This is a genomic window from Sphingobacterium sp. N143 (assembly GCF_030325625.1).
Classification (GTDB): Bacteria; Bacteroidota; Bacteroidia; order Sphingobacteriales; family Sphingobacteriaceae; genus Sphingobacterium.
The window spans coordinates 54,023-80,581 of record NZ_JACAIS010000009.1 but is presented as its reverse complement, the minus strand read 5'-3'; the positions used below and the strand labels follow the sequence as shown (position 1 = coordinate 80,581).

Annotated in this window: 22 protein-coding genes; 14 read left to right on the top strand and 8 right to left on the bottom strand. The window is 41.5% G+C overall.

What is annotated here, in order from left to right; genetic code table 11:
- Positions 1-35: 35 nt before the first annotated feature.
- From HX021_RS16910 to HX021_RS16900, 3 genes are all read right to left on the bottom strand, one after another.
- Entirely contained in the window at positions 36-866 is an 831-nt protein-coding gene (locus HX021_RS16910) for a universal stress protein (RefSeq protein WP_286591687.1), read from the bottom strand.
- A 300-nt stretch (positions 867-1,166) separates the two neighbouring features.
- Entirely contained in the window at positions 1,167-3,284 is a 2,118-nt protein-coding gene (locus tag HX021_RS16905; RefSeq protein ID WP_286591685.1) for a carboxy terminal-processing peptidase, read from the bottom strand.
- 243 nt (positions 3,285-3,527) lie between these two features.
- Complete coding sequence (locus tag HX021_RS16900) at positions 3,528-4,625, bottom strand: tetratricopeptide repeat protein (protein ID WP_286591684.1); 1,098 nt, start codon at positions 4,623-4,625, stop codon at positions 3,528-3,530.
- Between the two features lie 287 nt (positions 4,626-4,912).
- Here HX021_RS16900 and HX021_RS16895 point away from each other — a divergent pair, with 287 nt between their 5' ends.
- The 3 genes from HX021_RS16895 (at position 4,913) to HX021_RS16885 (ending at position 9,179) form a co-directional block, all read left to right on the top strand.
- The gene (locus HX021_RS16895) at positions 4,913-6,193 is read left to right on the top strand and encodes a replication-associated recombination protein A (protein WP_286591683.1); all 1,281 of its coding nucleotides are present in this window, start codon (positions 4,913-4,915) and stop codon (positions 6,191-6,193) included.
- Between the two features lie 192 nt (positions 6,194-6,385).
- Complete coding sequence (locus HX021_RS16890; RefSeq protein WP_286591682.1) at positions 6,386-7,480, top strand: Fic family protein; 1,095 nt, start codon at positions 6,386-6,388, stop codon at positions 7,478-7,480.
- A 199-nt stretch (positions 7,481-7,679) separates the two neighbouring features.
- Positions 7,680-9,179 (top strand): S41 family peptidase, encoded by a 1,500-nt coding sequence (locus HX021_RS16885; RefSeq protein WP_286591681.1) that lies wholly within the window; start codon positions 7,680-7,682, stop codon positions 9,177-9,179.
- Positions 9,180-9,237: 58 nt separating this feature from the next.
- Here HX021_RS16885 and HX021_RS16880 read toward each other — a convergent pair whose 3' ends face one another.
- The 5 genes from HX021_RS16880 to HX021_RS16860 form a co-directional block, all read right to left on the bottom strand.
- The gene (locus HX021_RS16880) at positions 9,238-10,143 is read right to left on the bottom strand and encodes a hypothetical protein (protein WP_286591680.1); all 906 of its coding nucleotides are present in this window, start codon (positions 10,141-10,143) and stop codon (positions 9,238-9,240) included.
- Positions 10,144-10,234: 91 nt separating this feature from the next.
- Complete coding sequence (locus HX021_RS16875; RefSeq protein WP_286591679.1) at positions 10,235-11,863, bottom strand: ABC transporter ATP-binding protein; 1,629 nt, start codon at positions 11,861-11,863, stop codon at positions 10,235-10,237.
- Positions 11,864-11,888: 25 nt separating this feature from the next.
- Positions 11,889-12,158 (bottom strand): PqqD family protein, encoded by a 270-nt coding sequence (locus HX021_RS16870; RefSeq protein WP_286591678.1) that lies wholly within the window; start codon positions 12,156-12,158, stop codon positions 11,889-11,891.
- Between the two features lie 46 nt (positions 12,159-12,204).
- The gene (locus HX021_RS16865; RefSeq protein WP_286591677.1) at positions 12,205-12,663 is read right to left on the bottom strand and encodes a S24 family peptidase; all 459 of its coding nucleotides are present in this window, start codon (positions 12,661-12,663) and stop codon (positions 12,205-12,207) included.
- A 6-nt stretch (positions 12,664-12,669) separates the two neighbouring features.
- A complete protein-coding gene (locus tag HX021_RS16860; protein WP_286591676.1) occupies positions 12,670-13,578 on the bottom strand; it encodes a DUF5106 domain-containing protein in 909 nt (302 codons plus the stop codon).
- Between the two features lie 396 nt (positions 13,579-13,974).
- Between HX021_RS16860 and HX021_RS16855 the strand changes: the two genes are divergently transcribed.
- Genes HX021_RS16855 through HX021_RS16805 form a run of 11 tightly spaced genes read left to right on the top strand, consistent with a single transcriptional unit; the run spans position 13,975 to position 26,552 of the window.
- Complete coding sequence (locus HX021_RS16855; RefSeq protein WP_286591675.1) at positions 13,975-16,500, top strand: SLBB domain-containing protein; 2,526 nt, start codon at positions 13,975-13,977, stop codon at positions 16,498-16,500.
- Between the two features lie 14 nt (positions 16,501-16,514).
- Complete coding sequence (locus HX021_RS16850) at positions 16,515-17,588, top strand: lipopolysaccharide biosynthesis protein (RefSeq protein ID WP_286591674.1); 1,074 nt, start codon at positions 16,515-16,517, stop codon at positions 17,586-17,588.
- Between the two features lie 8 nt (positions 17,589-17,596).
- On the top strand, positions 17,597-18,784 hold the full coding sequence (locus HX021_RS16845; protein ID WP_286591673.1) for a UDP-N-acetylglucosamine 4,6-dehydratase: 1,188 nt from the start codon (positions 17,597-17,599) through the stop codon (positions 18,782-18,784).
- A 2-nt stretch (positions 18,785-18,786) separates the two neighbouring features.
- Positions 18,787-19,929 (top strand): LegC family aminotransferase, encoded by a 1,143-nt coding sequence (locus HX021_RS16840; RefSeq protein ID WP_286591672.1) that lies wholly within the window; start codon positions 18,787-18,789, stop codon positions 19,927-19,929.
- Positions 19,919-20,545, top strand: a complete 627-nt coding sequence (locus HX021_RS16835; protein WP_286591671.1) for an acetyltransferase — start codon at positions 19,919-19,921, stop codon at positions 20,543-20,545. The genes HX021_RS16840 and HX021_RS16835 overlap by 11 nt, the downstream gene beginning before the upstream one ends.
- Entirely contained in the window at positions 20,545-21,549 is a 1,005-nt protein-coding gene (neuB, locus tag HX021_RS16830) for an N-acetylneuraminate synthase (RefSeq protein ID WP_286591670.1), read from the top strand. The genes HX021_RS16835 and neuB overlap by 1 nt, the downstream gene beginning before the upstream one ends.
- On the top strand, positions 21,550-22,704 hold the full coding sequence (gene neuC / locus HX021_RS16825; RefSeq protein ID WP_286591669.1) for a UDP-N-acetylglucosamine 2-epimerase: 1,155 nt from the start codon (positions 21,550-21,552) through the stop codon (positions 22,702-22,704).
- Entirely contained in the window at positions 22,701-23,750 is a 1,050-nt protein-coding gene (locus HX021_RS16820) for a nucleotidyltransferase family protein (protein WP_286591668.1), read from the top strand. Before neuC ends, HX021_RS16820 begins: the two co-directional genes overlap by 4 nt.
- A 2-nt stretch (positions 23,751-23,752) precedes the next feature.
- On the top strand, positions 23,753-24,466 hold the full coding sequence (locus HX021_RS16815) for an acylneuraminate cytidylyltransferase family protein (protein ID WP_286591666.1): 714 nt from the start codon (positions 23,753-23,755) through the stop codon (positions 24,464-24,466).
- The gene (locus HX021_RS16810) at positions 24,453-25,748 is read left to right on the top strand and encodes a glutamate-1-semialdehyde 2,1-aminomutase (protein WP_286591665.1); all 1,296 of its coding nucleotides are present in this window, start codon (positions 24,453-24,455) and stop codon (positions 25,746-25,748) included. The genes HX021_RS16815 and HX021_RS16810 overlap by 14 nt, the downstream gene beginning before the upstream one ends.
- Positions 25,749-25,799: 51 nt before the next feature.
- Positions 25,800-26,552, top strand: coding sequence for an SDR family oxidoreductase (locus HX021_RS16805; RefSeq protein WP_286591664.1), 753 nt, complete (start codon positions 25,800-25,802; stop codon positions 26,550-26,552).
- Positions 26,553-26,559 lie beyond the last annotated feature (7 nt).

Genomic DNA, 26,559 nt, shown 5'->3' with positions numbered 1-26,559 from the left:
AAGGTCTCCGCATGCGGAGACCTTGTCGATTGAACTTATGCCTTATCCATGGGGATGACCAATAAGTTGGCGGCTCCATTCCAGGCTATTTTTTTCGATATGCTGGTCTTGAACAAGCTTGCCAGTAAACCTTGTTTTTTGTGGAATGAAAGGATAAGGTCGATATGTTTCTCTTTCGCATATTCAGCTATCCCCATCGTAATATCATCGTGGCTGATATAGTCATAAATAGGTTTATACTTGTCAAGTCTTTCATGCAGATGCTTGAGTTCCTGGGCCAGATCAGCTGCTGAGGATTCTCTTTGAGCGACATTCAGGACGTAGAGCTGGGCCGAAAATGTTTCCAGGACCTGATCAAGGTCGAATAGGGCTAGTTTGCGGTCCACCTCTTTAAGGTCTGTCGTGGCCAGGACATTTTTGGGAAGGGCCGGAATGACTTTGTGGGATACAATGAGCATGGGCTTATTGCAAAGATCCATGAGGGTAATCGCATTGCTTCCGACGAGAATCTTGGCGAAGCCGGTCTGACCGGTAATACCCAGCGCAACCAGGTCGATCGCTTCAGATTTGCACATATCATTAACCCCAAGTGGTAGGTCGATGTCCTCCATTTTATGGAGCAGTTCGACTTGTGGGGAGAATAATGGGCGCACCTGATCATACCATTCCTGCAGCTCTTTCTCTTTGGCCGCTTTTACTTCATCATTGACCACAACAATAGGCTCATTTTCGACGATAGTTACACTATTGTAAGCATGATAGATAATGACCTTTTCAGTTTTCCATGCCTCCGCGCATAAGGCAATCTGCTTTGCTGCTAAAAGTGCATTTTCGGAAAAGTCGGTTAAAAGAAGAATACGTTTCATGGTGCTATTGTTTAATTGCTGTGTAATTCATTGATTTATTGTTCATGCCTGCTGTCCAGGATGGCCTGCATCGCTTTCTGTACAGATGAACGCTATGGATAAAACAACTAAGACAACGATATGTTGTAAAGAAACGATAATTTAATCATAAGATCCTATAGGCCCCTCCGGATCATGGGGAATGAATAAGGAAGAAATAAGGGCTTGGGGCAGATCGGTTATAAGCATCAAAAAAGGCAATCATGCATCATGATTGCCTTTTTTGGAATGAGGATTATTTTGATCAGCTGGTAATCATAATTACTTCTGATAAAAATTAATGATATAATCTGTTATTACTTTTGCACTTTCATCCTTAACAAAATCAAGGTCCATTTTGGGCTGTGGTTTTCCTTCTACCCAGGCCGGCTTGCCCTGCAGTTTTAGGAGTGCGTTGATGCGGTCCCTATTTTTCTTCAGATTGTCATCTTTTTCTTTTTTGAACTTGTTGAACTCAAGCGATATTTTGACATCTTCATCCTTTTGGGCTTCTTCAACATCTTCTTTCAGGTACTTGTATTCCAGTGATGTCTTACTCCGAGCTTCATGCAGGGCTTCCAATTTTTTGTCTATCCCGCTCATGTCGGCTACTTTCGTAAATTTACTGGATTGGATCTGATCCCATGGGAGCGCAGACTTTTCCGAACTTTCACCGAATTTCTCTGCCGAGAACTGTGAAGGAAACGTAATGTCCGGCGTTACACCTTTATGTTGTGTACTGCTACCGTTTACACGGTAAAACTTACCCAGAGTAATATTGATCTGTCCATATTGAGGAGCACCTTCGGGGGTGTCGGGATCCTTTTCTCCGGAGGCTTTGAGCAGTAAGCGGCTTGTAGGACTGATCACGCGCGACATGTCGATGGCAGATTGTACCGTTCCTTTACCATAGCTTTGTGAACCTAGGATGATTCCTCGGCCATAGTCCTGGATAGCCCCGGCGAAGATTTCGGATGCGGAAGCTGAAAAGCGGTTGATCATCACACCCAATGGACCATCCCAGGCTGTACCTGCATTTTTATCTTCTTCGACGTCGATATTGTTTTTTGTATCCCTTACCTGCACGACAGGTCCTTTATCAATAAACAAACCTGTAAGATCGATGGCCTCTGGCAGGGAACCTCCGCCGTTGAAGCGTAAGTCGATAAGAACGGCATCAACTTTGGCTTGCTTTAACGTGTCGAGGATCAATCTGACATCGCGCGTTGTACTTTTATAATTTGGATCACGTCTGCGGTAGGCATCAAAATCCATGTAGAATTTAGGGATATTGATGACCCCAACTTTGTACATTTTTCCGTCTGCACCTTTAACATTCATGATCTCTTTCTTAGCGGATTCCTCTTCAACCACGATTTTCTCACGTACCAGCGATACAATGCGCGGGTGCGAGTTCATCGGTTGTCCGGCAGGAATAATTTTAAGGCGCACTACGGTTCCTTTTGGTCCTTTGATTTTTGCTACGGCAGCATCCAGTCGCCAACCGATGATATCCTCAAATTCCCCATCCTTACCTTGTGCTACGCCAATGATTTTGTCATTTACCTGAATGGTTTTGTCTTTGAAGATCGGCCCTCCGGGGATGATCTCATTGATGCTCACCGCTTCATTGTCGATGGTCAGTCTCGCCCCGATGCCTTCAAAGGTATTGGCCATCCCCTCGTTAAATGCCTGTGCATAGGATGGGTTGAAATAGGAGGTATGCGGATCCACTGCATCCGTCAAGGATTGCATAATGATCTGGAAGGCATCATTTGCATTATATTTTTTTGTTTGTGAAATTAAGTTCACATAACGTTTTTTCAGCGTTTCCACTTGTTTGGTCTTGGCACTGTCGGTCGATTTCCCACTGGCGGTTTCCAGATTCAGTAGATCATACTTGACCCGTTTCCGCCATTGATCATTGGCTTCGGCCTCGGTCTTGAACCAGGCTAGTTTTTCACGGTTAGGCTGGTAGTACTCATCTTTGGTATAATCGTGCTTTTTATCAATCTCGGAGAGTGCATATTGCATTCTTTCCAGGTACCTGGTTTTATATACATTGAAAATATGGAAGGCAGCAGAAAGGTCGCCATCTTTCATATCTTGGGCAAGATTATTCTTGTAAGCCTGAAATTCATCAATATCGGATTGAAGAAGGTAATTTTTACTTTGGTCCAGGCCCTTGATGAGATTGTCATAAATAATTCCAGAGATCGAATCATTCATGTTGACTTTCTTGTAACTTGCATTTTCCAATAAGCCAATTACTTCCTTGGCGATGATCTGATGCTGTGTACTTGGTTTAAGTCCGTTATCATCGGGAAGTGCCACCCGGGGCTTTGAGCCACAAGAGACTATGGATATCACAAAAAGTGCAAATATGAGTTTTCTAAACATATTTTCGACAGTTTTAATAATCATTTTTAGTTAAGATAAATTTGCATAAGACATGCAATCATTATTTTCCTCCTTTGCCATCAAGAACTTTTTAATCCTAAAAGACAAAATAGTCATATTGAGCTCCTATTAATAAGCGTGCTAAATTTAGTGAAATTCGCATCACATTGGCATAGATTCTAAAGAATTATTTGATTTATCCTTTAATATTTACAAAAAACTTAAATATCATGGCGGTACAGCTTAATTATATAATTCGTTTTTCAATTGTATATACGCCTGATAGGTCTGATCGGCTGCAGGATAATCCTTCAATACCAGGTAGACCTCGCCAAGTTTGTCCAGGATGGCCAGAGACAGCTGTTTGTTGTTTTCTCCGGAAGCCAATTCTGCCGCTTGGATAAATTCTTTGATCGCCACATTATAATTTCCATCCTGCTGTTTTGAAGCAGCGAGCAGGTATTCGATTTCAGCAAGTTCACTACTTAGTTTTTTTGCGTTGGCCAAATCACGTGCTTGTAACAGAAACCATTGGGCTTGCGTGTATTTATTTTGTTGAAAGTAGATTTCAGCTAGCATTTCCCAGGCGAAGATCTTCCCTTCGTAGGCTTTGGCCTTGTTGAACAAAGGGATGGCACTGCGGATGATATTGTTCTCAGCGGCTTTAAAGTTGCCCTGTCCTGCACGTGTCATGGCGATCAGAAGCCAGGCATTTGCCTGTTCTAAATAGCTTTTGTTCGTCATGGCATAGCTATGATATTTTTGGGCACTTTCTTCGGCTTTGACAAAATCGCCACTGTACAATAGGAAATTACTAATATTCATATTGATGGTTGCAATATCATCTTTGTTATCCGTCCGGTTTGCTAAGGTCAGTGCTTCATATAAGAATGTGGAAGCATGACTGCTATCTTGATTTTTGATCGCAAATAAAGCCGCTTCATTCGCCAGGGCATAGCCTGCTATCCAGTTTCCTGATTTTTTTTGATTTTCGATGGCACTGCCCCATTGTTGGGCAGTGGTGGGGACAGGATTCATCAGATATTGAAAATGGCCCGTATTATTGGTGCTTCTGAGCTGCAATAATAAGCGTTGAAAAAGCAGCTGTCTTGCAATTTCTTTACTAAAAGCTTTTTTATCGGAGTAATTGTCTTCAATAATTTCATTCTTGGTCTTGGGGGGCGGTAAAAAATACACCTCAGGACCGATGCCTTTAAATGCGGCATCATATTTTTTTATGGCCCCAGTATAATCTTCGGGCGCTTTTTGTGCCATCACTTTTCTGTTCGCCCCAACGCTGATGGTTAGGACTGTTAAAAGTAAGATCCAGTATTTCGTCATTCTCATGCATTATTACATCGTAATTAACGTCTATTGCAAACTTAGATAAATTGTATAGTAAAAGCAATTTATCGATTTCTGCTCTGCATTATAGGGTTTTTTAATATTAGAGCAAATATGAAGAAAAATTATGTGAAAAAATGTTAAAGTCTGATAGAGTATGGTATAATGAGTAATGAGTGCTGGGTATTTTTTAGCTAAGCTCGTGTTAGGCTTGTTTGCTGCTGCTGTCCTGAGTTAAGCTAAAATATTTAGTTATTGTACGCTATAATTTTTAAATTTGTACTATGGCAACACGAATACCTCTTGCAGAACGACTCCGGCCTCATCAATTGAGCGATTATGTGGGGCAGCAGCATATCGTTGGTCCCGATGCGGTGCTTTACCATGCGATCCAACAAAAAAATATCCCTTCCATGATCTTATGGGGGCCGCCGGGGGTTGGAAAAACAAGCTTAGCCCTGTTGATTGCCAAGGAACTGGATCGACCTTTTTTCTCTTTGAGTGCGATTCAAGCGGGGGTAAAGGACATCCGTGAGGTCATTGATAAGGCCGAACGACTGATGAATTTCAATCAGGACCAACCTATATTATTTATCGATGAGATCCACCGTTTCTCCAAATCACAGCAAGACTCGCTGCTGGGCGCAGTAGAACGAGGGCTGGTCACATTGATCGGGGCGACGACAGAAAATCCCTCATTCGAGGTCATATCGGCCTTACTATCCCGTTGTCAGGTGTATGTGCTCGAGCATCTATCCGAGGAAGACCTGATCGGCTTGGTCCAGAAGGCGCTTCATGAAGATGAGTATCTCCAGAAGCATGACATCGTAGTAGAAGAGTATGAGGCCTTATTGCGGCTGTCAGGAGGCGATGCCCGGAAGTTACTGAATGTACTGGAATTGGTGATCAATGCCGCTGTCCTCCATAAAGAACCAATTACAAATGCTTTTGTGCTCAGGCAGGTACAGCAGAATATGGCAATTTATGATAAAGCCGGCGAGCAGCATTATGATATTATTTCAGCCTTTATCAAATCCATCCGTGGGTCTGATCCAAATGCGGCAGTATACTGGCTTGCACGAATGATTGAAGGTGGAGAAGATCCGTCGTTCATTGCGCGCAGGCTACTGATTCTGGCATCAGAAGATATCGGCAATGCCAACCCAAACGCCTTATTACTGGCCAATAATTGTTTTCAGGCAGTCAATGTCATTGGTTGGCCCGAGTCCCGTATCATCCTTTCTCAAACCGTGATCTACCTGGCCACTTCGGTCAAGAGTAACGCATCCTATGAAGCCATCAATAAAGCCCAGGCCTTAGTGAAGCAGACCGGAGACCTATCAGTTCCTTTGCATATACGCAATGCACCAACTAAATTGATGAAAGACCTGAATTATGGTGCTGAATATAAATATGCACACGCCTATCCGGGGAACTTTGTGCTGCAGGAATTTTTGCCCAAGGAAGTGAGCGGTGTAAAGCTCTATGACCCGGGGCAAAATCCACAGGAAGAAAAATTGCGTCAGAGCCTACGGGATAAGTGGAAGGAAAAATATAGGTATTGATCCGGACCCAATGATCCCTAAGGACAACCAAAGGCTAGTAGAGAATGTTTTGGCCGTAAATTATAGGGTTTAAACTTGTTGTAAGATGGCGGTAAATAAAAAGATATACTTATATGCGGAGAATAAACAGCTTATTCTCCGCTTTTTTTGCGGTAAATATTACTTATATTTACCGCATATAATTTTGAGGTCATGGCAGTCTATATATACGAGCGACATAATTGGACGAATTTTCAATGGGAAGATGAGAAGATTCTTAATCTATTAAGCGAAGTTCGGCATCTTCAAGGGAAGCTTATTGGAAAAGTAGAGTTGCTAGGATTTGAGTTAAAAGACGAAGCAAACTTGGAAACACTTATCCAAGATGTTGTTCAATCATCAGAAATAGAAGGAGAGACATTAAATCCAGAACAAGTCCGCTCGTCGATAGCGACTCGATTAGGATTAGACAATCTAGGTCTTGTAAATTCTGATCGTCATATCGATGGTGTAGTAGAAATGATGCTAGACGCGACACAGAATACGGATAAGACCATAGGTAAAGAAAGATTATTTGGCTGGCATGGTGCATTATTTCCAATTGGAAGAAGTGGCTTGTACAAAATTGATGTGGCACAATGGAGAAGTGGTGATATGCAAGTCGTTTCAGGAGGAATGGGAAAAGAAGTTGTACACTTTGAAGCACCTAGAGCTGAACGGCTCGAAGAAGAAATGACGAGTTTTATAGGCTGGTTTAATGCAGAATCTGACATAGATCCAGTCTTAAAAGCTGCTATTGTACATTTATGGTTTGTGACTATACATCCATTTGATGATGGAAACGGACGTATTGCTCGTGCATTAACAGATATGCAACTATCGAAAGCGGATGGTGTCAATCAACGCTTTTATAGTATGTCTGCGCAAGTTAAACAGATGCATAAGGAGTATTATGCGATTCTGGAGAAAACACAAAAAGGAGATTCGGATATTACCAATTGGGTAGTATGGTTTTTAAACTGTCTCAAAGAAGCTATTATTGCTTCGAATACAATAATAGGTAAAGTCGTTAGAAAACATCACTTTTGGATGCAAAACAATATTAATGTCAGTAATGAAAGGCAACAAACGATGTTGAATAGATTAATAGATAATTTTGAAGGAAATCTAACTTCATCAAAATGGGCAAAGATGACAAAGGTATCGGCAGATACTGCATTACGAGATATTACGGATTTAGTGAATAAAGGTGTTCTGATCAAGGCTGATTCAGGTGGAAGAAGTACCAATTATGAGCTAAATTGGTGATTTTTTCGGATTTATTTTGCTACATCTTGATAATAATTAATGAGCTTTAATTCAATTACTTAATAATTATTGTATCGAGAAACAATAGCACCGTTTTAAGCGTGACTTGTGGTCTTGAAATTTTTTTTGGAGCTCATTACATTGTCATTGTGTATACGCACAAATTTATCTAAGTTTGTTCAATTAAACTGTTGAAAGCATGAACGTAAAGGTTTTACAACCAGTTGGCCACTGGGCTTTGATTGCCCTGGTGGGACTTTTTATTCTTTCCTGTAAAAAGGATGCCCCTGAACCCGAACCGGAGCCAGAACCTGTGGACCGCACGGAAAGCCAGCTTATCAAGGACGATATCTATAAATATTATAAACTATATTCTCTTTGGGATACTTCCATTCCAGATTACACGGAGAACCCCGCTGAATTTACGGATAAATATCGTTCGGCGGATGACGTGCTTACTGCACTGAAAAAGCTGACCCCTGTACATGCCGCGTATGATGGCGGTGTGCTTGATCGTTTTTCTTTTATGGAAGGCATCAATGGGTATAATACAGGTACCTCAGCAAGGAACGGCCTCAAAATGGACAATAACGATGGTTATGGTCTTTATTTTAGTTTTGGGACAGAAGATGGTAAAATAGCCTATCCTATTATTTATTTTGTAGAGGGCGGATCTCCGGCTCAAAAGGCTGGTTTAAAACGTTCAGATTATGTGATTTCTGTTAACAATGATACAGATTATTCGTTTTCTGTTACTTGTGACGATAGGGACTGTACTTATAATGAAAGTGACAAGAATAGAATTGAGAACAAGCTGGATGCGGCTCTGGATGCTGGGACACTCAAATTGCAGGTAAAACAACAGGATGGGAAGGTCCTGACGAAGAGCTTAACCTATAGTAATTATACGATTGATCCGATCTACAAGGACACCGTATATCTGAACAGTGGCAATAATGTAGGTTATCTGGCCTTATCTTCCTTCGAAGAGATTGAAAATAACAATCTCAATCAGCAACAGATGGATGCGGTCTTTAAAAAATTTGAGGATGCGCAGATCCAGAGCCTGATTGTCGACCTGCGTTATAATGGCGGGGGTTATGTAGATGCGTCAGCCTATGTTGCGGATAAGATCGGTGGTAGTAAGACACGCGGTAAGCTCATGCTCAGCTATGAAGTGAACGCATATATTAAGAAAACCCCAAGTGTCAACAAGATGTTTCAGGATACCAAGTTTACAGGATTAAGCGCATTGAACCTGAATAAAGTTTATTTTTTGGTCAGTGATAAAACGGCTTCCGCTGCAGAAATGTTGATCAATGTCCTAAAACCACATCTGTCCGTACAGATCATAGCTTCGGAGACCCGTACTTTTGGTAAACCAGTTGGTTTTTTTGAACAGGTTGTTCAGGATAAAGTTTCCTTTTGGCCGGTTTCCTTTCTGTTGAAAAATTCTGCCGGATTCTCCGATTACTGGGATGGCCTGGTCCCTGACAAACCGAATATTGAAGACTACATTTTTGTCGATGTCGGAGACAAGCGGGAAACCATGCTGGAGACGGCATTAAATGATGCCGCTCCAAGCAGCAGCACCCGGGCAGCGCTCCAGTCTGTGAGCAGCAAAATGCGGCACCGCTTAGGTGCAGGGACAGTCAATGCTCCACGGGACCGCGGTATGATCAAGAAATTCAAAGAGTGATCTAGCGGATTCAGCATGGCGTGCGGGCCAACAGCCCTGTGCACGCAAGATAAAGGCGTTACTTGCTAAAGATGTGACGGTGACACAGTTGCGCCGCATCTACATCCGGTAAGCACTTGAGGTAGCCTACAGGTACCTCAGCGATAATTTTTTCAAGGATGGTATTCATACTTGAAAAAAGATCCTTATTCCACCGAATAGAGGTGCAGCTTGGAAGCACCGCGATAAAACCTTTCATCCCCGGTTGCCATTCAAACTGGTTGACGGGAGCCTGCTGTAAACGGACAAAAGCTTTTAACGGCAACTTTTCATTCTTATAACAAGGGGTTTTCCCGCTCCAGGGGGTCCCGTAAATAAAAATACCTGCTGCCGTCAGGCGGATCGCCGGATTGTCATCGTTGAGCAGTACCGTAGCTGGAATATGCGTGAGCCACAACCGGCTATGCGTGCTTTTTCCAGTACCACTTTTCCCTAAGAATGCCACTCCATGACCTTTATGGTTGACAACTGAAGCATGGATCATGATGGTGTCGTGCAATAGGCTGGCCTGGCCGAAGATCATCATGGATATCCAGGTGATGACGGCACTTTGCTCATCGGCAGAACTTACCGGTACATAAATGGTGGATTGTTCAAAATTACGCTCGCTATATTGATACCATGTTCCATTAGCCTGCTCGTTAGCAATGGTGGTGATAAATTGATCTCCCTTTTCATAAAACCGGAACCGGTCACCCCAGGCAATAGACTCATCGGTGCGAAGTATGCCCATATCATCGGTGACAGGGGGAGCCTCCAGGCTGATATTGATGACAATGTCAGCTTTATCCATTGTGGAACTGATCTGGAAATCCCGAAACGAAGCAAGAAGCTGTGTTAAGGGTAAACTCACAGGATGGTTAAATTCCAAGAATAAATCTGCGATACGGTAACGTGTTTGAGATAGTTCAGCTGATTTTATCATGTTCATGGTTATTTCATCTATAAATAGTTATTTAAAAACATATACCTGAAGGCTTGTCGTCCACATTGTCCTTGGCATGTTGGATATGACTTTAGTCGAGATAGATCCGGTGCTGGCATTTGTCGGCAAGATTTAAGTCGTGTGTAACAAATAAACATAGTTTATGCTTTCCATATTCCAATAGTCGTTGTGTCAGGATGTCGGATGTGCTTCGGTCCAAGGCGGAGGTCACCTCATCAAAGAGCCAGATATCACCATCATGCATCAGTGCGCGGGCAATGGCAATGCGTTGGGCCTGTCCCTCGGATAGGCCGATGCCAGACTCGCCCACCAGGGTATCAATACCATCCGGGAGTTCAAATACAAATTCTGCACAGGCTAGCCAAAGCGCCTGCTGCATGGTCATTGGACTATTTTCTTTCACATGAAGGAGAAGATTTTCGCGTATGGTGCCACTAAAGAGCGAGTTGCCTTGCGGGATATAGGCAAAATTGATCCGATGGCTCGCCGTTAGCGGTCGTGGACCATCCTTGTCGGTCAGCAGAATTTCCCCTTTTTCGGCACTGAGCAATGACAGCAATAGGCGGATCAGTGTCGTTTTCCCCTTGCCGCTCGGCCCGATAATCGCTGTGGGCTCACCGGCTTTTAAAACGAGGTTAAACTGCTGTAGCACCCATTTGTCTTCATAGCGAAAAGAAAGGTTGTTAATCCGGAGTTCGGATGTCTGCTGAAGGCGTTGTTGCTCCACCACTGGTTCTATTTCTCCCTCTTGAAGCTCTAGCAGGCGATCTGCAGAGACCCTGAACCGGACAAAACCGGGAATATAAGCGATCAGGGCCAGGATCGGCGACTGGATTCTGGCGACCAGCTGTAAAAATGCAGTCATGGTGCCGAAGGTGATCTGCCCAGCCTGTAACCGGTAGATCCCCCAGATGAAAGCGATCAGATAACCTGCATTCATGGCGACTTTCATAGCTCCCTGGGTATAAGTGGAAAAGTTAAGCTGCCGCATTTTTAATAGAAAAAGCTGTTGCTGACTTTCCGTTAATTTTGTCCGCCTTTTGGGGAATATACCCATGGCACGGATCAGCAGGCGAAAGCGTAGATTCTCCTGTAGTACGTTGGAAAAATTGCTTTCTTCCTCCTTTACCGCCTTACTCAGCTTGCGCATTTTCCGGAAGTAGATTTTTGAAAATACAAATAAAGGCGAGATGGCCAGGATCATTAGGGCAAGCATGGGGTCCATGTACCAGAGAAAACCCACGGACGCCAATAATTGGATGGTGGTCAACAGGAAGGAAAGCACTGTGTTGGCAATGGTATTGGCCACTTCATCACAATCCGTCTGTATCCGGAGTTGAATGTCGCCTGTATGCCAGTTTTTGATCAGCTTCCAGACCGAAAGCATTTGTGCATCAAGCATTTTGCGCTGCAGCTGTAAGGTGAGCATCAATTTGATACGTTCCATGAGCCGCCCCGAATACCCCTTGATCCCCACATTGAGCGCTATACTGCCCACGATGCCCATAAGTATCCATTTGAGGGACAATTCTCCAGGAGAGGTTGCCACATCAACAGCAGCCTTGGATAGATAAACAAAAACAAGGGATAGCATGATGCACAGCAGTTCCAACAGAAAATAACATAGTAACCTGCCACGGTACCCTTCGCTGAGAGACCATGCCCAGCTCAAATGTTGTTTCAGGCTATTGCTGCTCATTCAGATTGCTTGCTCTATGAAAAGGTTATTTTTCCAATAGCCCCTGCTTCTCAAAATCCTGGAGTAAGATTTCAGCATCAGATTGGGCTTGTTCCCCGCTCACATCATAGTTCTCACAGAGCAGCTCAACAACAGTCCCAAGATCGAATTCTTTGTCCTTCAGTTGCTCCCAGAGCCATGCCGCCGAACTATTCAAGGTGTACACCGTGGAAAGATCAACCATATCTTGGCTTGGGTCGACGATCAAATGATCAGAACCAATTGTTCTCAAAACTAAATCTGCTCTTAATTTCATATGTATAGGACTAAATAAAACCAAAGTTAATAATTATTTTCTCTTCTTAGCGTCTCAATTTGGCGATAATCCGGCGAAGAAGGCGGATATGGTACCAGGCTAACCCTCGTAGTCTGTACCAGCCTCTGCTCAGGTCTATTGGCTTGGACTGATTTTGCGGAAAGTGCTGGATAGCAGTGGCCATGATGTCAATTCTGTCGACAGACTCACAAAGTACCAGATTGCCGTCCCCTGCCAGGATGATCTTGTAATCCTTGGTACCCACATAACGGTGAAATACATATTTCCCCTGGTGTCTGGCCAGTACATTTATTCCTAAAGGGAGTACCTCGCCTTTGTAGGCCTTCAAGAGGACAGTGTCGCCGTCGGCAATAAAGGGACGCATGCTGTTTCCCTTTATCCGGATGCGGACCTCTTTACCCTCATCCAGCATATGCTGGACCTCAGCAAAATAGTGTGCATTGGAAAGGATACGTGTGCTGCTATTGTCAGGATACTCAGCCATGCCACATTAATTGGGTTGAACAAAATGTTGGATAACCGATTGCAGGTACGTATCCTTTAGGATGACCTGCTTGTTTTCATCGAGGAGGAAAATCGTTGGCGAGGCTTTTAGGTCATACAGACTCTGCTGCAGGATGGTGGATTTGGCATCAAAGCCATTGATCCAGTCTTTAGCGATCTCTGGCATATAATCCTTCCATTTACTGCGGTCGCCCCAAGGGTCAATGGCAACGATCTGCACCTGTAATTGCGTAAAGAGCTCGGCCAATTGCGGTGTGTCACGTAATTGATGAATCGTTTCCTTGCAATGGGCGCAGTCCGGATCATAGAAAAGCAGTAATGTGTACTTCGCTTTTACCTGTGACAACTTTTGGCTTGTACCATTACTGAGCTCAAAACTGAAATCTTCCGCCGGCTGGCCCACCCTGTTCCGTCTGACCAGCTTATAGACAGGTCGGTAGGCTTCCTTTTCTAAATCAGAAAGCAGGTCGGTTTTGATCATATAGCGCAATACAGATTCGTAAACGACATCATCACGCATGGGTGAATTGCCATCGTAAAGATAATGTTCATAAAGCTTGATAAAATGGTCAAAGCTGGTTCTGTTCGCTTTGGCTTTGTCCAGCATCAGGTTTACCGCCCGGTCTCTTGTGGCCGAATCCGGTGTTTTTGATAATAAGGCGATAAAGTCAGCTAGGTGCTGTTCGCCCTTGTCAGGGTTTTTAACCTGAGCAGTATCCTGCATGTTAAAAGTATCCCAAAAATGCTGTAGCGTGCTATCTGCAGGATTGGCGGCGGCTTGCTGTTTTGCCGAAGTATCGTTTTCTTTTTTTGATGTATTCTTTTCATTGCATGCCCAAAAGAGCAAGGTAATGATGCTCAACGGTAGCCAAAAACCAAGAGATAAACGTTTCATTTTAATTTATGCTTAACTTTACGAAGTTAATAAAACTTTCACAACTGTTGTTCTATCTTTTATAGGAACAAGGACAACGAAAATTTTATTCGCTTTGGATCATAAGATAAAGCTGTTACTATCTTTAAAAACTATCGCGTTAGAACATAGATACTTGCCAATACAATGCTTCGTTCCAAGTGCAGGTTACAGAACAGGATGCTACGGAAATGTTACTCAAGGGTATCTTGGAGGGCAGCGTAGCGAAAAAGTATCATTTTACGTTAGAAACACAAGATCGCGAATAAGCAGGATTCCTGAAAAGAAAGTTTAGCTGGCGATAGAATAACTGGATAAATTTTTAAACCATTTAATTAAATAGTTTTACTAATTTTGCGGCAAATGCCGACGTATCGAATGAAAAGAATAATATTATGGTTATGCATAGTGGGTTTTGTAGGCTCTGTACATGCGCAAACCAACCCCGCAAGTATTAAGGTAGATAATCTGACAGATGCTCAAATAGAGCAATATGTAAAGCAGGCCGCTTTAATGGGCTATGATGAAAGCCAATTGGATGGTTTTGCACGTGCTCAGGGGGTATCTGCTGTCGAAGTGCAGAAGTTAAAGGAACGGTTGGCGAAGATTAAACGTAAAAAGCAGCAGCCGGATCAGGCTCAGGACAGTTATAATAGTTCATCGACAGGTCGGGGTTCGGGGCGTCAGGTCAATGGCGGTTCTTCCAATAGGGATTCCCTGCAGAATAGACGCCTGAGTGAGCAGGATTCCATGCATAATGAAGAAGGGAAACTGAAGATCTTTGGCGCTGACCTATTTAAAAATAATGCCATTACCTTTGAACCTAACCTCCGCATGGCGACACCGAGTTCCTATATAATAGGTCCCGATGATGAAATACTGCTGGATATCACCGGGGATAATGAAGCCTCATATACCCTTCCTGTTAGTCCAGATGGTATGATCAAGGTAGAATACGTAGGTCAGATCAATGTTGCGGGCCTGTCTATTGCGGCAGCAAAGAGCAAAATAGAACAGCGATTGAGTGGAACCTATCCCGCCATCCGTTCGGGGAGAACAAATATCTCTGTTACGATCGGAAATATCCGTACCATCCGGGTGACCCTGACGGGTGCCGTTACCAAACCGGGGACTTATAGTCTCCCTTCCTTGGCCACAGTTTTTAATGCACTATATGCTTCAGGAGGGCCAAATAAAAACGGAACCTACCGTCAAATTCAAGTGATCCGTGCCAACCGTGTGGTGAGCACCATTGATGTATATGATTTTTTGGCCAATGGGATACAGCAGGGGAATATTCACCTACAAGATCAAGATATCATTCATATTCCGGTCTATGGCGCACGCGTGCAGTTTGAGGGCGAGGTGAAACGGCCAGCGATATTTGAGACAGTACCAGGTGAGTCACTGTTAGATATCTTGCGTTATGCGGGAGACTTTACTGAAAATGCCTATAGTGCCAAAATCAAAGTGTTGCAGACCACAGGCCGGGAAAGAAGTGTGCAGGATCTGTATGCAGATCAGTTCGCCAATTATACCCCGAAAGGCGGGGACCAATATATTGTTGATCCAATATTGGAGCGCTTTGCAAATCGTGTGAGTGTATTAGGGGCCGTATTCCGTCCGGGGATTTTCGGTTTGGAACCGGGCATGACCTTGAAACAAGTACTGGAAATGGCCGATGGAGTACGTGAGGATGCCTTTTTGGAGCGCGGTCTGATTAATCGTTTAAAATCGGATAATACGGCTGAACTCATCAATTTTAATGTACGTGAAGTTTTGGCCGGGACGACTGCCGATATCCCATTAAAAAGAGAAGATAAGATCGAGATTTCTTCGATTTTCGATCTGCGTGATGAATATAAGTTTACCGTTCAGGGGGAAGTCCGTTTTCCTGGCGACTTACCTTTTTCCAGCAATGCAACCCTGGGGGATGTCATTCAGAAAGCTGGCGGTCTGACCGAAGCCGCCAAAAATGCACGTGTGGAGATCGCAAGACGGTTAAATCACCGTGATGTGAATGACCACAGTTCTTCACAGACGATTTTGGTGGATATCAAAGATGGTCTATTAACCGATCCGAATATCGCTTTGCAACCTTATGATGTCATCTCCATATTGGGCGATGCGGGCTTCCGTACACAGCGGCAGGTAAAAATTGAAGGCGAAGTGTTATACCCGGGATTCTATACCATCTCGCGTGAGGATGAGCGGATATCTGATATCATTAAACGTGCAGGCGGGTTGACTCCCTATGCCTACACAGAAGGTGCTTCCTTGAAGCGTACCGGTATGTCCAAATTGAAGGCAGAGGAGAAAAAGGAAAAAGAGCGGCTGCAAAAAGAGTTGGAGAAGGATAGCTTGGATCAAGATCAGGAAAGCGGTAAGGAGAAAGAGTTGGAAGAAGAAAAGGAAGGCAACTCCAGGGCGAAGAATGCTGCTTTGGCGAAGGTGTCGCAGCAAGGAATGTCTGCAGAAGAAGTTGAACCTAGTGATCTGGTAGGAATTGAATTGAATAAGATCCTGGAAAATCCGTATGAGCGTGGTGATTTACTGGTGCTGGACGGCGACATTATCACAGTACCAAAAGAACTGGAAACGGTGAAGGTGGTTGGTGAGGTCTTGAATCCGAATAATGTGGTGTATGTGAAAGGAAAAAAACTGAAGTACTACGTCAATCAAGCCGGAGGCTTTACCGACAATGCGCTTAAAAAACGCGTCTTTGTGCAATATGCCAATGGTGCGGTTAAAGGAAAGTCGGGCGGTTATCCGGATATAAAACCTGGAGCAGAAATTGTTGTGCCGAAGCGGGCTCCGAGAGAAAAATTGAGCTCACAGGCTTGGATAGGAATAGGTACTGGTATTGCCTCTACGTTGGCGATTATTATTAGTTTATTTAAGTAATTAGGATAACCGTAATGGCAGAGATAAATCAAACCGATAAAGAACCTGGGGTTAAAGAATTTGTATTGATTCTTCAGAATTGGATAAAGTATTTTATTTCGAAATGGCATATTCTGGTTATTGCTGGACTTATCGGTGCTGGCCTCGGACTTTTATATGCAAAATTTACAAAACCTATATTTACTGCAACTACTACATTTGTTTTGGAGTCTGGAGAAAAAGCGAGTGGATTAGGACAATATGCTGGTGTTGCGGCAATGGTGGGAATAGATTTGGGCGGAAGCAGTGGAGGAATCTTTCAAGGAGATAATCTTTTGGAATTGTATAAGTCCCGTAAGATGCTGGAAGCAGCATTGCTGACACCTTTAAAAAAAGATAGTTCCAAGCTTTTAATAGATCGCTATTTAGAGGTAAGCGAAATGAAAAAGGATTGGAAGTCTAAAAAACCGTCCTTGATGGGAATTGATTTCAGAAGAAGTAATCAAGGTAATCTTCAAAGAGATAGAGATAGTATCTTGCAAAAAATAATTAAAGATATCAATAAAGGTAGCCTATCTGTTGCTAAACCGAGCTCAAAACTATCTATTATAAAAGTTGATGTAAAATCCGAAGATGAGATCTTTGCAAAGGAATTTAATGAAGCCCTTGTAAACGAGGTTAATGCATTTTACCTGGCAACAAAGACAAAGAAATCATTAAACAATATTGAGATATTGCAACATAAGACGGATTCGGTAAGAGCAGTCATGTATGGGAGTATCAGTACGGCAGCGGCGGCGATAGATGCTACGCCAAATTTAAACCCAACGAGACAGGTGCAGCGTATAGTTCCTTCTCAAAGGTCCCAATTTTCAGCTGAAACGAATAAGGCTATTTTAGGACAATTGGTCCAACATCTTGAGATGTCAAAAATGGCGCTCATGAAGGAAGCCCCTTTAATCCAGGCCGTGGATACTCCAGTTTATCCGCTAGAAAAGAAAAAGGTTGGATTTATTAAAGCTCCTGTTATAGGAGCATTTTTGCTTGGGCTCCTGACCATGATTTGGTTTACAGTAAGAAGATTGTATACAAGTGTAACTGCGAATTAAAGATCACCATGGATATATTAAAACTTGTAGGAAGAAATCAAGAGTTATTTAAGAATGATGTAGATGCTTATGAATTGAGATTAACTGAAATTGTTTCTCAATCTCGATTTTTGGTAATTGGAGGAGCAGGATCCATCGGTCAAGCTACTGTCAAAGAAATTTTTAAGCGGAAGCCAATTAAATTACATGTGGTTGATATCAGTGAAAATAATTTGGTTGAATTGGTGCGTGATATTCGAAGTTCTTTTGGCTATATAGATGGGGACTTTCAGACTTTTGCATTAGATATAGGTTCTATAGAATATGATGCTTTTTGGGAAGCAGACGGGGCCTACGATTATGTGCTAAATCTTTCTGCTCTAAAACATGTTCGTAGCGAGAAAGATCCATATACCTTGATGCGTATGATCGACGTAAATATATTTAATACAGATAAAACGCTTAACCAAGCCGCAAAAAAAGGTGTTAAGAAATATTTTTGTGTATCAACGGATAAAGCTGCTAACCCTGTAAATATGATGGGGGCTTCCAAACGAATAATGGAAATGTTTTTGATGCGGAGAAGTAAAGATATTGTGATTTCGACGGCAAGATTTGCAAATGTAGCGTTTTCAGATGGGTCATTGTTACATGGTTTTAATAAAAGAATAGAAAAAAGACAACCAATTGTAGCTCCCAATGATATCAAAAGATATTTTGTTATTCCTAAGGAGTCCGGAGAACTTTGTTTGATGTCTTGCATATTTGGTGAAAATAGAGACATCTTTTTCCCTAAGCTAAATGAAAACTTGCACTTGATAACTTTCGCTGATATTGCTATTAAATATCTACAGGAAAAGGGCTATGAACCGCATTATTGTGACAGCGAGGATGAAGCAAGAGCTCTAATGAATACCCTGCCACAAAAAGGTAAATGGCCTTGTTTGTTTACTGTTAGTGATACTACCGGTGAAAAAGATTTTGAGGAGTTTTTTACCGATAAGGAGGTTTTAGACATGGGACGTTTTGAAAACCTCGGGATTATAAAAAACGAGTTAAATGTGGAGACGGAAAAGTTGAATAACTTTGAAGACGCTATTTTAATGATGAAAGATAATCGCAAATGGACGAAAAATGAGATTGTTGATTTATTTTTCTATATGCTTCCAGATTTTGGGCATAAGGAAATGGGACGATACTTAGATGCTAAAATGTAAAGATGGAAAGTATAAATCAGTTTGTCTCTTTTGTAAGAGAGCAGTATCATACAGACAAGTTTGTTCCTTTACATGAACCCAGGTTTCGGGGGAATGAAAAAGAATATTTATTAGATACAATAGATTCAACATTTGTGTCTTCAGTGGGAGCTTATGTGGACCGATTTGAGCGTGAGATGGAACATTTTACAGGAGCGGGAAAAACTGTTGCTGTCGTTAATGGAACGGCCTCCTTACAAGTTGCGTTACGATTGATAGGGGTTGCTAAGGGTGATGAAGTCATTACACAAGCACTTTCTTTTATTGCTACCGCAAATGCTATTGCTTATAATGGTGCCACTCCGGTCTTTTTGGATGTTGATCTTGATACAATGGGATTATCACCGCGAGCTGTTCGACGGTTCCTGGAAAATTATGCCGAGTTGCGAGAAGATGGATGTTATAATAAATTTACGGGGAATAAGATTTCAGCATGTGTTCCTATGCATACCTTTGGATTTCCTGTCCATTTGGATGAGCTGATGACCATTTGTTCAGCCTGGAAAATTCCAGTTGTGGAAGATGCAGCAGAATCCTTGGGTAGTTATTATAAAGGAAAGCATACTGGAACGCTTGGCCAAGTTGGTTGTTTTTCCTTTAATGGAAATAAGACGATTACTTGCGGAGGAGGTGGTGCGATCGTTTCGAATGATCTTGAACTTGGGACTAGAGCCAAATATCTGACAACAACGGCGAAGAGACCACATCCCTATGAGTTTTTTCATGATGAAATAGGTTATAATTATAGAATGCCAAATTTGAACGCAGCCCTTGCTTGTGCTCAGATGGAAATGCTGGAATCATTTTTAGCAGATAAACGAAAATTGGCAGGCGGGTATACAGAATTCTTCAAATCGATTGGCGTAAATTTCAGAACTGAAATAAATGAAACCAAAGCAAATTATTGGTTGATGTGTGTGGAATTAGGCGATCGATCAGAACGTGACAGTTTTTTGAAAGAGACAAACGAAAAGGGAATTATGACGCGTCCAATATGGACACTGACTTACCGATTACCAATGTATCAGCATTGCCATCGTGATGAGCAAATCAATGCTGAATTTTTAGAGCAACGTATTGTTAATATACCAAGTAGTGTACGATAATAAAGATATTGCGATAATTGGCTATTCTGGTCATTCATTGGTTGTTTTGGATGCAGCGAATGAAGCTGGGGTATTAGTGTCCCATTATTGTGAACGTGAGGAAAAAAGTTTTAACCCTTATAAGTTAAAATATTTGGGGGATGAAAGTAGTGAATATTTTAACTGGAATAATGTTAATAATTTTATTGTTGGAATTGGTGACAATCAGATTAGAAGAAAGATTGCCAATCTTGTTATCTCGAAGGATAAACAATTGGTTTCAATTACCCATCCTTCGGCATATATCAGTACAAATTCTTCTGTAGGAGTAGGAAATTTTTTTGCCGTGAATAGTATCATTAATGCTTTTGCAAGGATAGGTAACAATTGCATCTTAAATACTGCCTGTGTGATTGAGCATGAATGTATTCTTTTAGATCATGTACATATAGGTCCCGGAGCTATTTTGGCTGGGAATGTTACTGTTGGAGAATCCACTTTTATAGGCGCAAATTCGGTTGTAAAGCAAGGGGTAACCATTGGTGAGAATGTTATTGTCGGAGCTGGGAGTGTAGTTTTGCATGATATTCCTAATGATGAAATTTGGGTTGGCAACCCTGCAAAAAAACTTAAGTAATGGAAAGAACGTTGATTATTGCAGAAGCGGGAGTGAATCATAATGGCGACATCAATAATGCGATTAAGCTTATTGACGTTGCTGTTGAGGCTGGAGTAGATTTTATTAAATTTCAAACTTTCAAAGCAGAAAAATTAGTTTCTAAGGAGGCGAAGAAAGCGGAATACCAAATTCAGAATACTGGAAGCGAAGAAGATTCTCAATTTAGTATGTTGAAAAAACTGGAACTTTCAATTCATGATCATGAAACGCTAATAAATTATTGTCATGAAAAGGGAGTACAATTTTTTTCAACAGCATTTGATTTGGACTCATTGCAATATTTGAGTGATATAGGATTAGAGTTAGTAAAAATCCCGTCTGGGGAAATAACCAACCTCCCTTATTTAAGGAAAGCAGCAAGATTATTTTCAAAAGTAATATTATCAACGGGGATGTCAACTATGGATGATATCTCAGCTGCGGTTAACGTTCTCAAGGCAGAAGGAATTACTGACATAACAATTTTACATTGCAATACCGAATATCCTACACCGATGGAAGATGTTAACTTAAGAGCCATGCTGGCTATTAAGGAACAATTTCAAACGGAGGTTGGTTATTCCGATCATACTTTGGGAATCGAGGTTCCGGTTGCAGCAGTTGCTTTAGGAGCTACGGTTATTGAAAAACATTTTACATTGGATAAAACAATGTCAGGCCCCGATCACGCAGCTTCGCTGGAACCAGTAGAGCTAATTAGGATGGTTGCTGCAATACGAAATATTGAGCTTGCTATGAAAGGGGACGGTCTGAAAGTCCCTTCCCAATCTGAATTAAAAAATATCGCAGTTGCACGCAAAAGCATTGTTGCAGCAAGGAGCATTAAGGAAGGCGAATTGCTGTCGGAAGATAACTTGACGGTCAAGAGACCAGGAAGCGGGATTTCACCTATGTGCTGGGATGAAATTATAGGCAAAATAGCAATTCGAAATTTTGAAGAGGATGATCTAATCGAAATTTAGATGAAAAAGATTTGTGTTGTTACGGCTACGCGGGCAGAATACGGCCTGTTGAGGCCTTTAATGAATTTAATTGATCAGTCTGATAGGATGACCTTGCAAATTATTGCGACAGGAACACACTTATCATCTGAGTTTGGGTTTACATATAAGCAAATAGAGGCCGATGGTTTTTTTATTGATGAAAAGCTGGAAATTCTACTATCCTCTGATACCTCAACAGGGATTGTGAAGACAATGGGATTAGCCCTGCATGGTATGGCAGATATCATTCCACGGCTTAAACCTGATATGCTAGTTCTCTTAGGTGACCGTTATGAAATGTTGGCTATAGCCTCTGCTGCTACAATGTTTAAAATTCCTATAATCCATATCCATGGTGGAGAAATCACAGAAGGTGCCTATGATGATGCAATTAGACATGCCATAACAAAGTTGAGCCATTTACATTTCACCTCAACGCAAGAATATAGGAATCGCGTGATCCAAATGGGGGAGAGTCCTGATGCAGTATTCAATGTAGGTGCAATTGGTTTGGATAACATTAAAAATCTAAACCTATTAACAAGAGAAGAATTAGAAACTGCATTAAATATCAGATTCAAAACATATAACTATCAAGTAACATTTCATCCAGAGACACTAGGGCAAATAAGTTCTGAAGAACAATTTCAGATTTTATTGCGGGCGATAGATCTGCAAGAGGATAGTTTTTTTGTTTTTACAAAAGCCAATGCCGATACTGATGGGAGAGTGATTAATCAAATGATAGACAACTATGTTGCTGACAATCCCTGCAAAGCGATATCGTACGCTTCACTGGGCACCTTAAGATTCCTATCTCTGGTCAAGTTTTGTACTGCGATAGTAGGAAATAGCTCGAGTGGTATTTTAGAAGCTCCATCTCTAAAAACACCGACAATAAATATTGGTGACAGGCAACGAGGGCGTATACAGGCTGCAAGTGTGGTCAATGTCTCATGTGACGAAAATGAAATATTGAAGGCTTTTGATATAATCAAGGCAGACAGTTTCCAAGTGAGCTTAAATAATCTAGAATCTCCCTATGATAATGGCGGTGCTGCTGAACAGATTATTGCAATAATGGACGCTCATCTTGAACTTAAGGCCATTAAAAAATTTTACAATTTAATATGAATATTGTAGAGAAACATACTATCAATCAAGATTTATCCATTAGAGATGCCTTGATTAAGTTGGACCTTATTTCGCCATCTTCGATTTTATTTGTTGTTGATGAACAAAAAGTATTGCTAGGTTCTTTAACTGATGGTGATCTGCGTCGTGGATTTATACGAGGTTTGGATTTTGAAAACAATTTATTAGACTTTGTCCAGCCCAATCCGGTTTTTATTCGTGAACGAGAATACGATCTTAACAAGTTGGAACGGTTTCGGAAAAATCACTTAAAGATTATTCCAATTGTTAATGGGGAGAAGCAAATTACTGATATCCTTGATTTTAGTCAACGGAAGACTCTCATCCCTGCTGATGCAGTGTTGATGGCTGGGGGGGAAGGAAAACGCTTACGTCCCTTGACTGAGAAGACACCTAAACCATTACTGTTTGTTGGTGAAAAGCCGATTATTGAATATAATATTGATAGACTAAAAGAGGTGGGTGTTCGTACCATTAATATCAGTATAAATTATTTAGGAGAGCAACTTGAGCAGTATTTTGGTGATGGTAGCCAAAAGGAAATCCGAATCAACTATGTGCGGGAGACCAAGCCTTTGGGGACCATAGGGTCGGTTTTACTTGTTGAAGATTTTGACCATGAGGATATCATTATCATGAACTCTGATCTGTTAACAAATATCGATTTCAATGATTTTTTCAAAACATATCAAGAGACCAATGCGGATATGATTGTTGCTACAACGTCCTATCATGTGGACGTGCCTTATGCAGTGTTGGAAGTGAATGAAAGTAACGCGGTCAAATCCCTAAAGGAGAAACCTAGATATACCTATTATTCAAATGCGGGTATTTATATTTTAAAGAAAAACTTGCTTGCCATGATTCCGGAAAATCAATTTTTCGATATCACGGATTTAATGGATCGTATTATAGAGATGGATCTAAAACTGGTGACCTACCCGATCAATGGCTACTGGTTGGATATTGGGAAGCACGAAGATTTTAAGAAGGCACAGGAAGATATTAAGCATATTAAATTTTGAAAATGAGAAAAAAAATTTTGTGGATCATTCCTGCGAGATCTGGCTCTAAATCTATTGTAGATAAGAATATTAAAGATCTTGGAGGATATCCTTTATTGATTCATAGATTCTTAGCCACTAAAGATAGTTCTTTTACACACGACATCTGGCTAAGCACAGATTCACAAGCGTATAGAGATATCGCGACGGTGTATGGATTAGAAGTCCCCTTCTTAAGGCCAGAAGTACTTTCTGCAGATAATGCCAGCTCCAATGATGTAGTATTGCATGCAATGCAATTTGCTCAGGAAAGAAATTTGCAATACGATTATGTCGGTTTATTAGAGCCAACCTCTCCATTCATTAAAGTAACTGATATAGATGCCGCGATAGAGGAGTTAGATAAAGATCTGGAAGCACATGGTGTTGTTGCTGTTAAAGAACAGAGACCCGCTAGGGTCTTTGTGCAGACAGAAGCCAAATATCTAGACGAGTTTTGTTCTAATATCAATGACCTCCAAAAAGTAGGTCGACAGAACTTTGTTAAAGAGATAACTCCCTCAGGAGGATTTTATATCTGTAGATGGGAAAATTTTTTGAAAAAACATACTTTTTATGCCAATAAGACAATTGCGTATGAAGTGGATGAAATCTCAGGCTTGGAGATAGATGAACCATTGGACTGGGAATTTGCAGAATTTATTATGGAACGAAAGACACGTTATGATGAGTTATAAAGAGAGATTACATGAACTAATACCCGGGGGAGCACACACTTATTCCCGTGGCGACGATCAGTTTCCCGAAAATGCACCATCCATATTAGAAAGAGGGGAAGGCTGCTATGTCTTCGATGAACAAGGACGTAAATACTTAGATTTTGGGATGGGTTTACGGTCTGTGAATATTGGATATGGTAATAAAGAAATCGCGGACGCATGTTATGCTGAAATTTTAAAGGGTAATAATCTTACCCGTGCTTCCATGACGGAGCTGGCTGCTGCAGAGTTAATGGTGAACTTATTACCTTCCGTTGAGATGGTAAAGTTTGCCAAACATGGGTCAGCTGTAACTAGTGCAGCGGTAAAGCTAGCCAGAGCTTATACAGGTAGAAAATATATTGCTGTTCCATTTGAGCAACCTTTCTTTTCTTATGATGACTGGTTTATTGGTTCTACAGTGCTCGAACGTGGAATCCCAAGCGAATTTGGTCAATATACACTCAAGTTCCATTATAATGATGTCCATTCCTTGAATATATTGTTTGATCAATACCCCAATCAAATTGCGGGTATCATCATGGAGCCTACGACAACAGTAGGCCCAGTTGATAATTTTTTGCATCAGGTAAAAGATTTGTGTCATCGTAATGGAGCCGTATTTATTCTTGATGAAATGATCACTGGATTTCGATGGGATCTGAGGGGAGCACAGTCTTATTTCAATATAGAACCGGACCTCTGTACTTTTGGAAAGGCTATGGCCAATGGTTTTGCCGTGGCAGCGCTCGGCGGAAAGAAGGAAATTATGCAGATTGGTGGTATTCTGGAAGAGGGGGCCGAACGGGTTTTTCTAACTTCAACGACTCATGGGGCAGAAATGAGCGCATTAGGTGCTTTTATCAAAACGGTAGAGCTGTTGCAACGTGACAATGTCGTACAACATTTTTGGGATTTTGGAACGAAATTGACGGCAGGAATGAATGATATTTCCAGAAATCTAGGTTTGGCAGATAATTTTTATGTGGAAGGATTTGCTTGTTCACCAAATTATGTCGTAAAGGATGCTGAACATAATGTTTCTTTGCCATTAAGAACTTTGTTCGCACAGGAAATGATTAAAAATGGAGTAATGATGCCATATCTGGCTCTATCATATGCCCATCAAGATAGAGAATTGGAGCTAACTTTAGAGGCGGTACAAGCTTCTTTGGAAGTGGTTAAAAAAGCTTTAGAAAGTGATATTAGTGATTTTTTAAAATCAAAAGTCATTAAACCTGTTTTTAGGAAATACAATTAATAGTATCCATGACCTTGATAAATATAGTTTTTTAAAATATAATAGTTATTCATGAGTGCATTAAAGGATAAAGTCGTTATTGTGACTGGCGCTTCAGGTTTAATTGGTTCGTTGACAGTTGCTGATTTGGTTCAAAAAGGTGCCGTTGTCCTAGGCGTTGATATTGTTCAACGAGCTAATGAGGAAAGTACGTTTGACTTTTTTCAATGCAATGTGGCGCAAAAGCAAGAGATAGACCGCTTGGTGGACTTTGCGGTAAATAAATATGGTAAGATTGATGGATTAGTCAATTTGGCCTATCCACGAACTTCCGATTGGGGGACAAGATTTGAGCATATTCCTTTCGAGTCCTGGCAAGACAATGTCGACATGCAACTCAATTCTGTATTTTATATCTGCCAACAAGTATTAGAGCTTATGAAGCGACAGCAGTCAGGCGCAATCGTAAATATAGCGTCTATTTATGGTGTTGTTGGGAATGATTTTTCGCTTTATGAAGAATATGGAGGAACTTCACCTGCTGCTTATGCAGCAATCAAGGGAGGGGTGATCAATTTTTCTAGGTATTTGGCCTCATATTATGGAAAGTATAACATACGTGTAAACTGCGTTTCTCCTGGGGGAATTATTGATGAAAAAAATCAGCACCCTACGTTCATTAAGAGATATAGCGAAAAATCTCCATTGGGCAGGATGGGACGGCCTGAGGAGATCGCCCCTGCCATTAGCTTCCTATTGTCCGATGATGCTTCTTTTATCACGGGGCATAACTTGATGGTGGATGGTGGATGGACTGCTATCTAATCTTAAG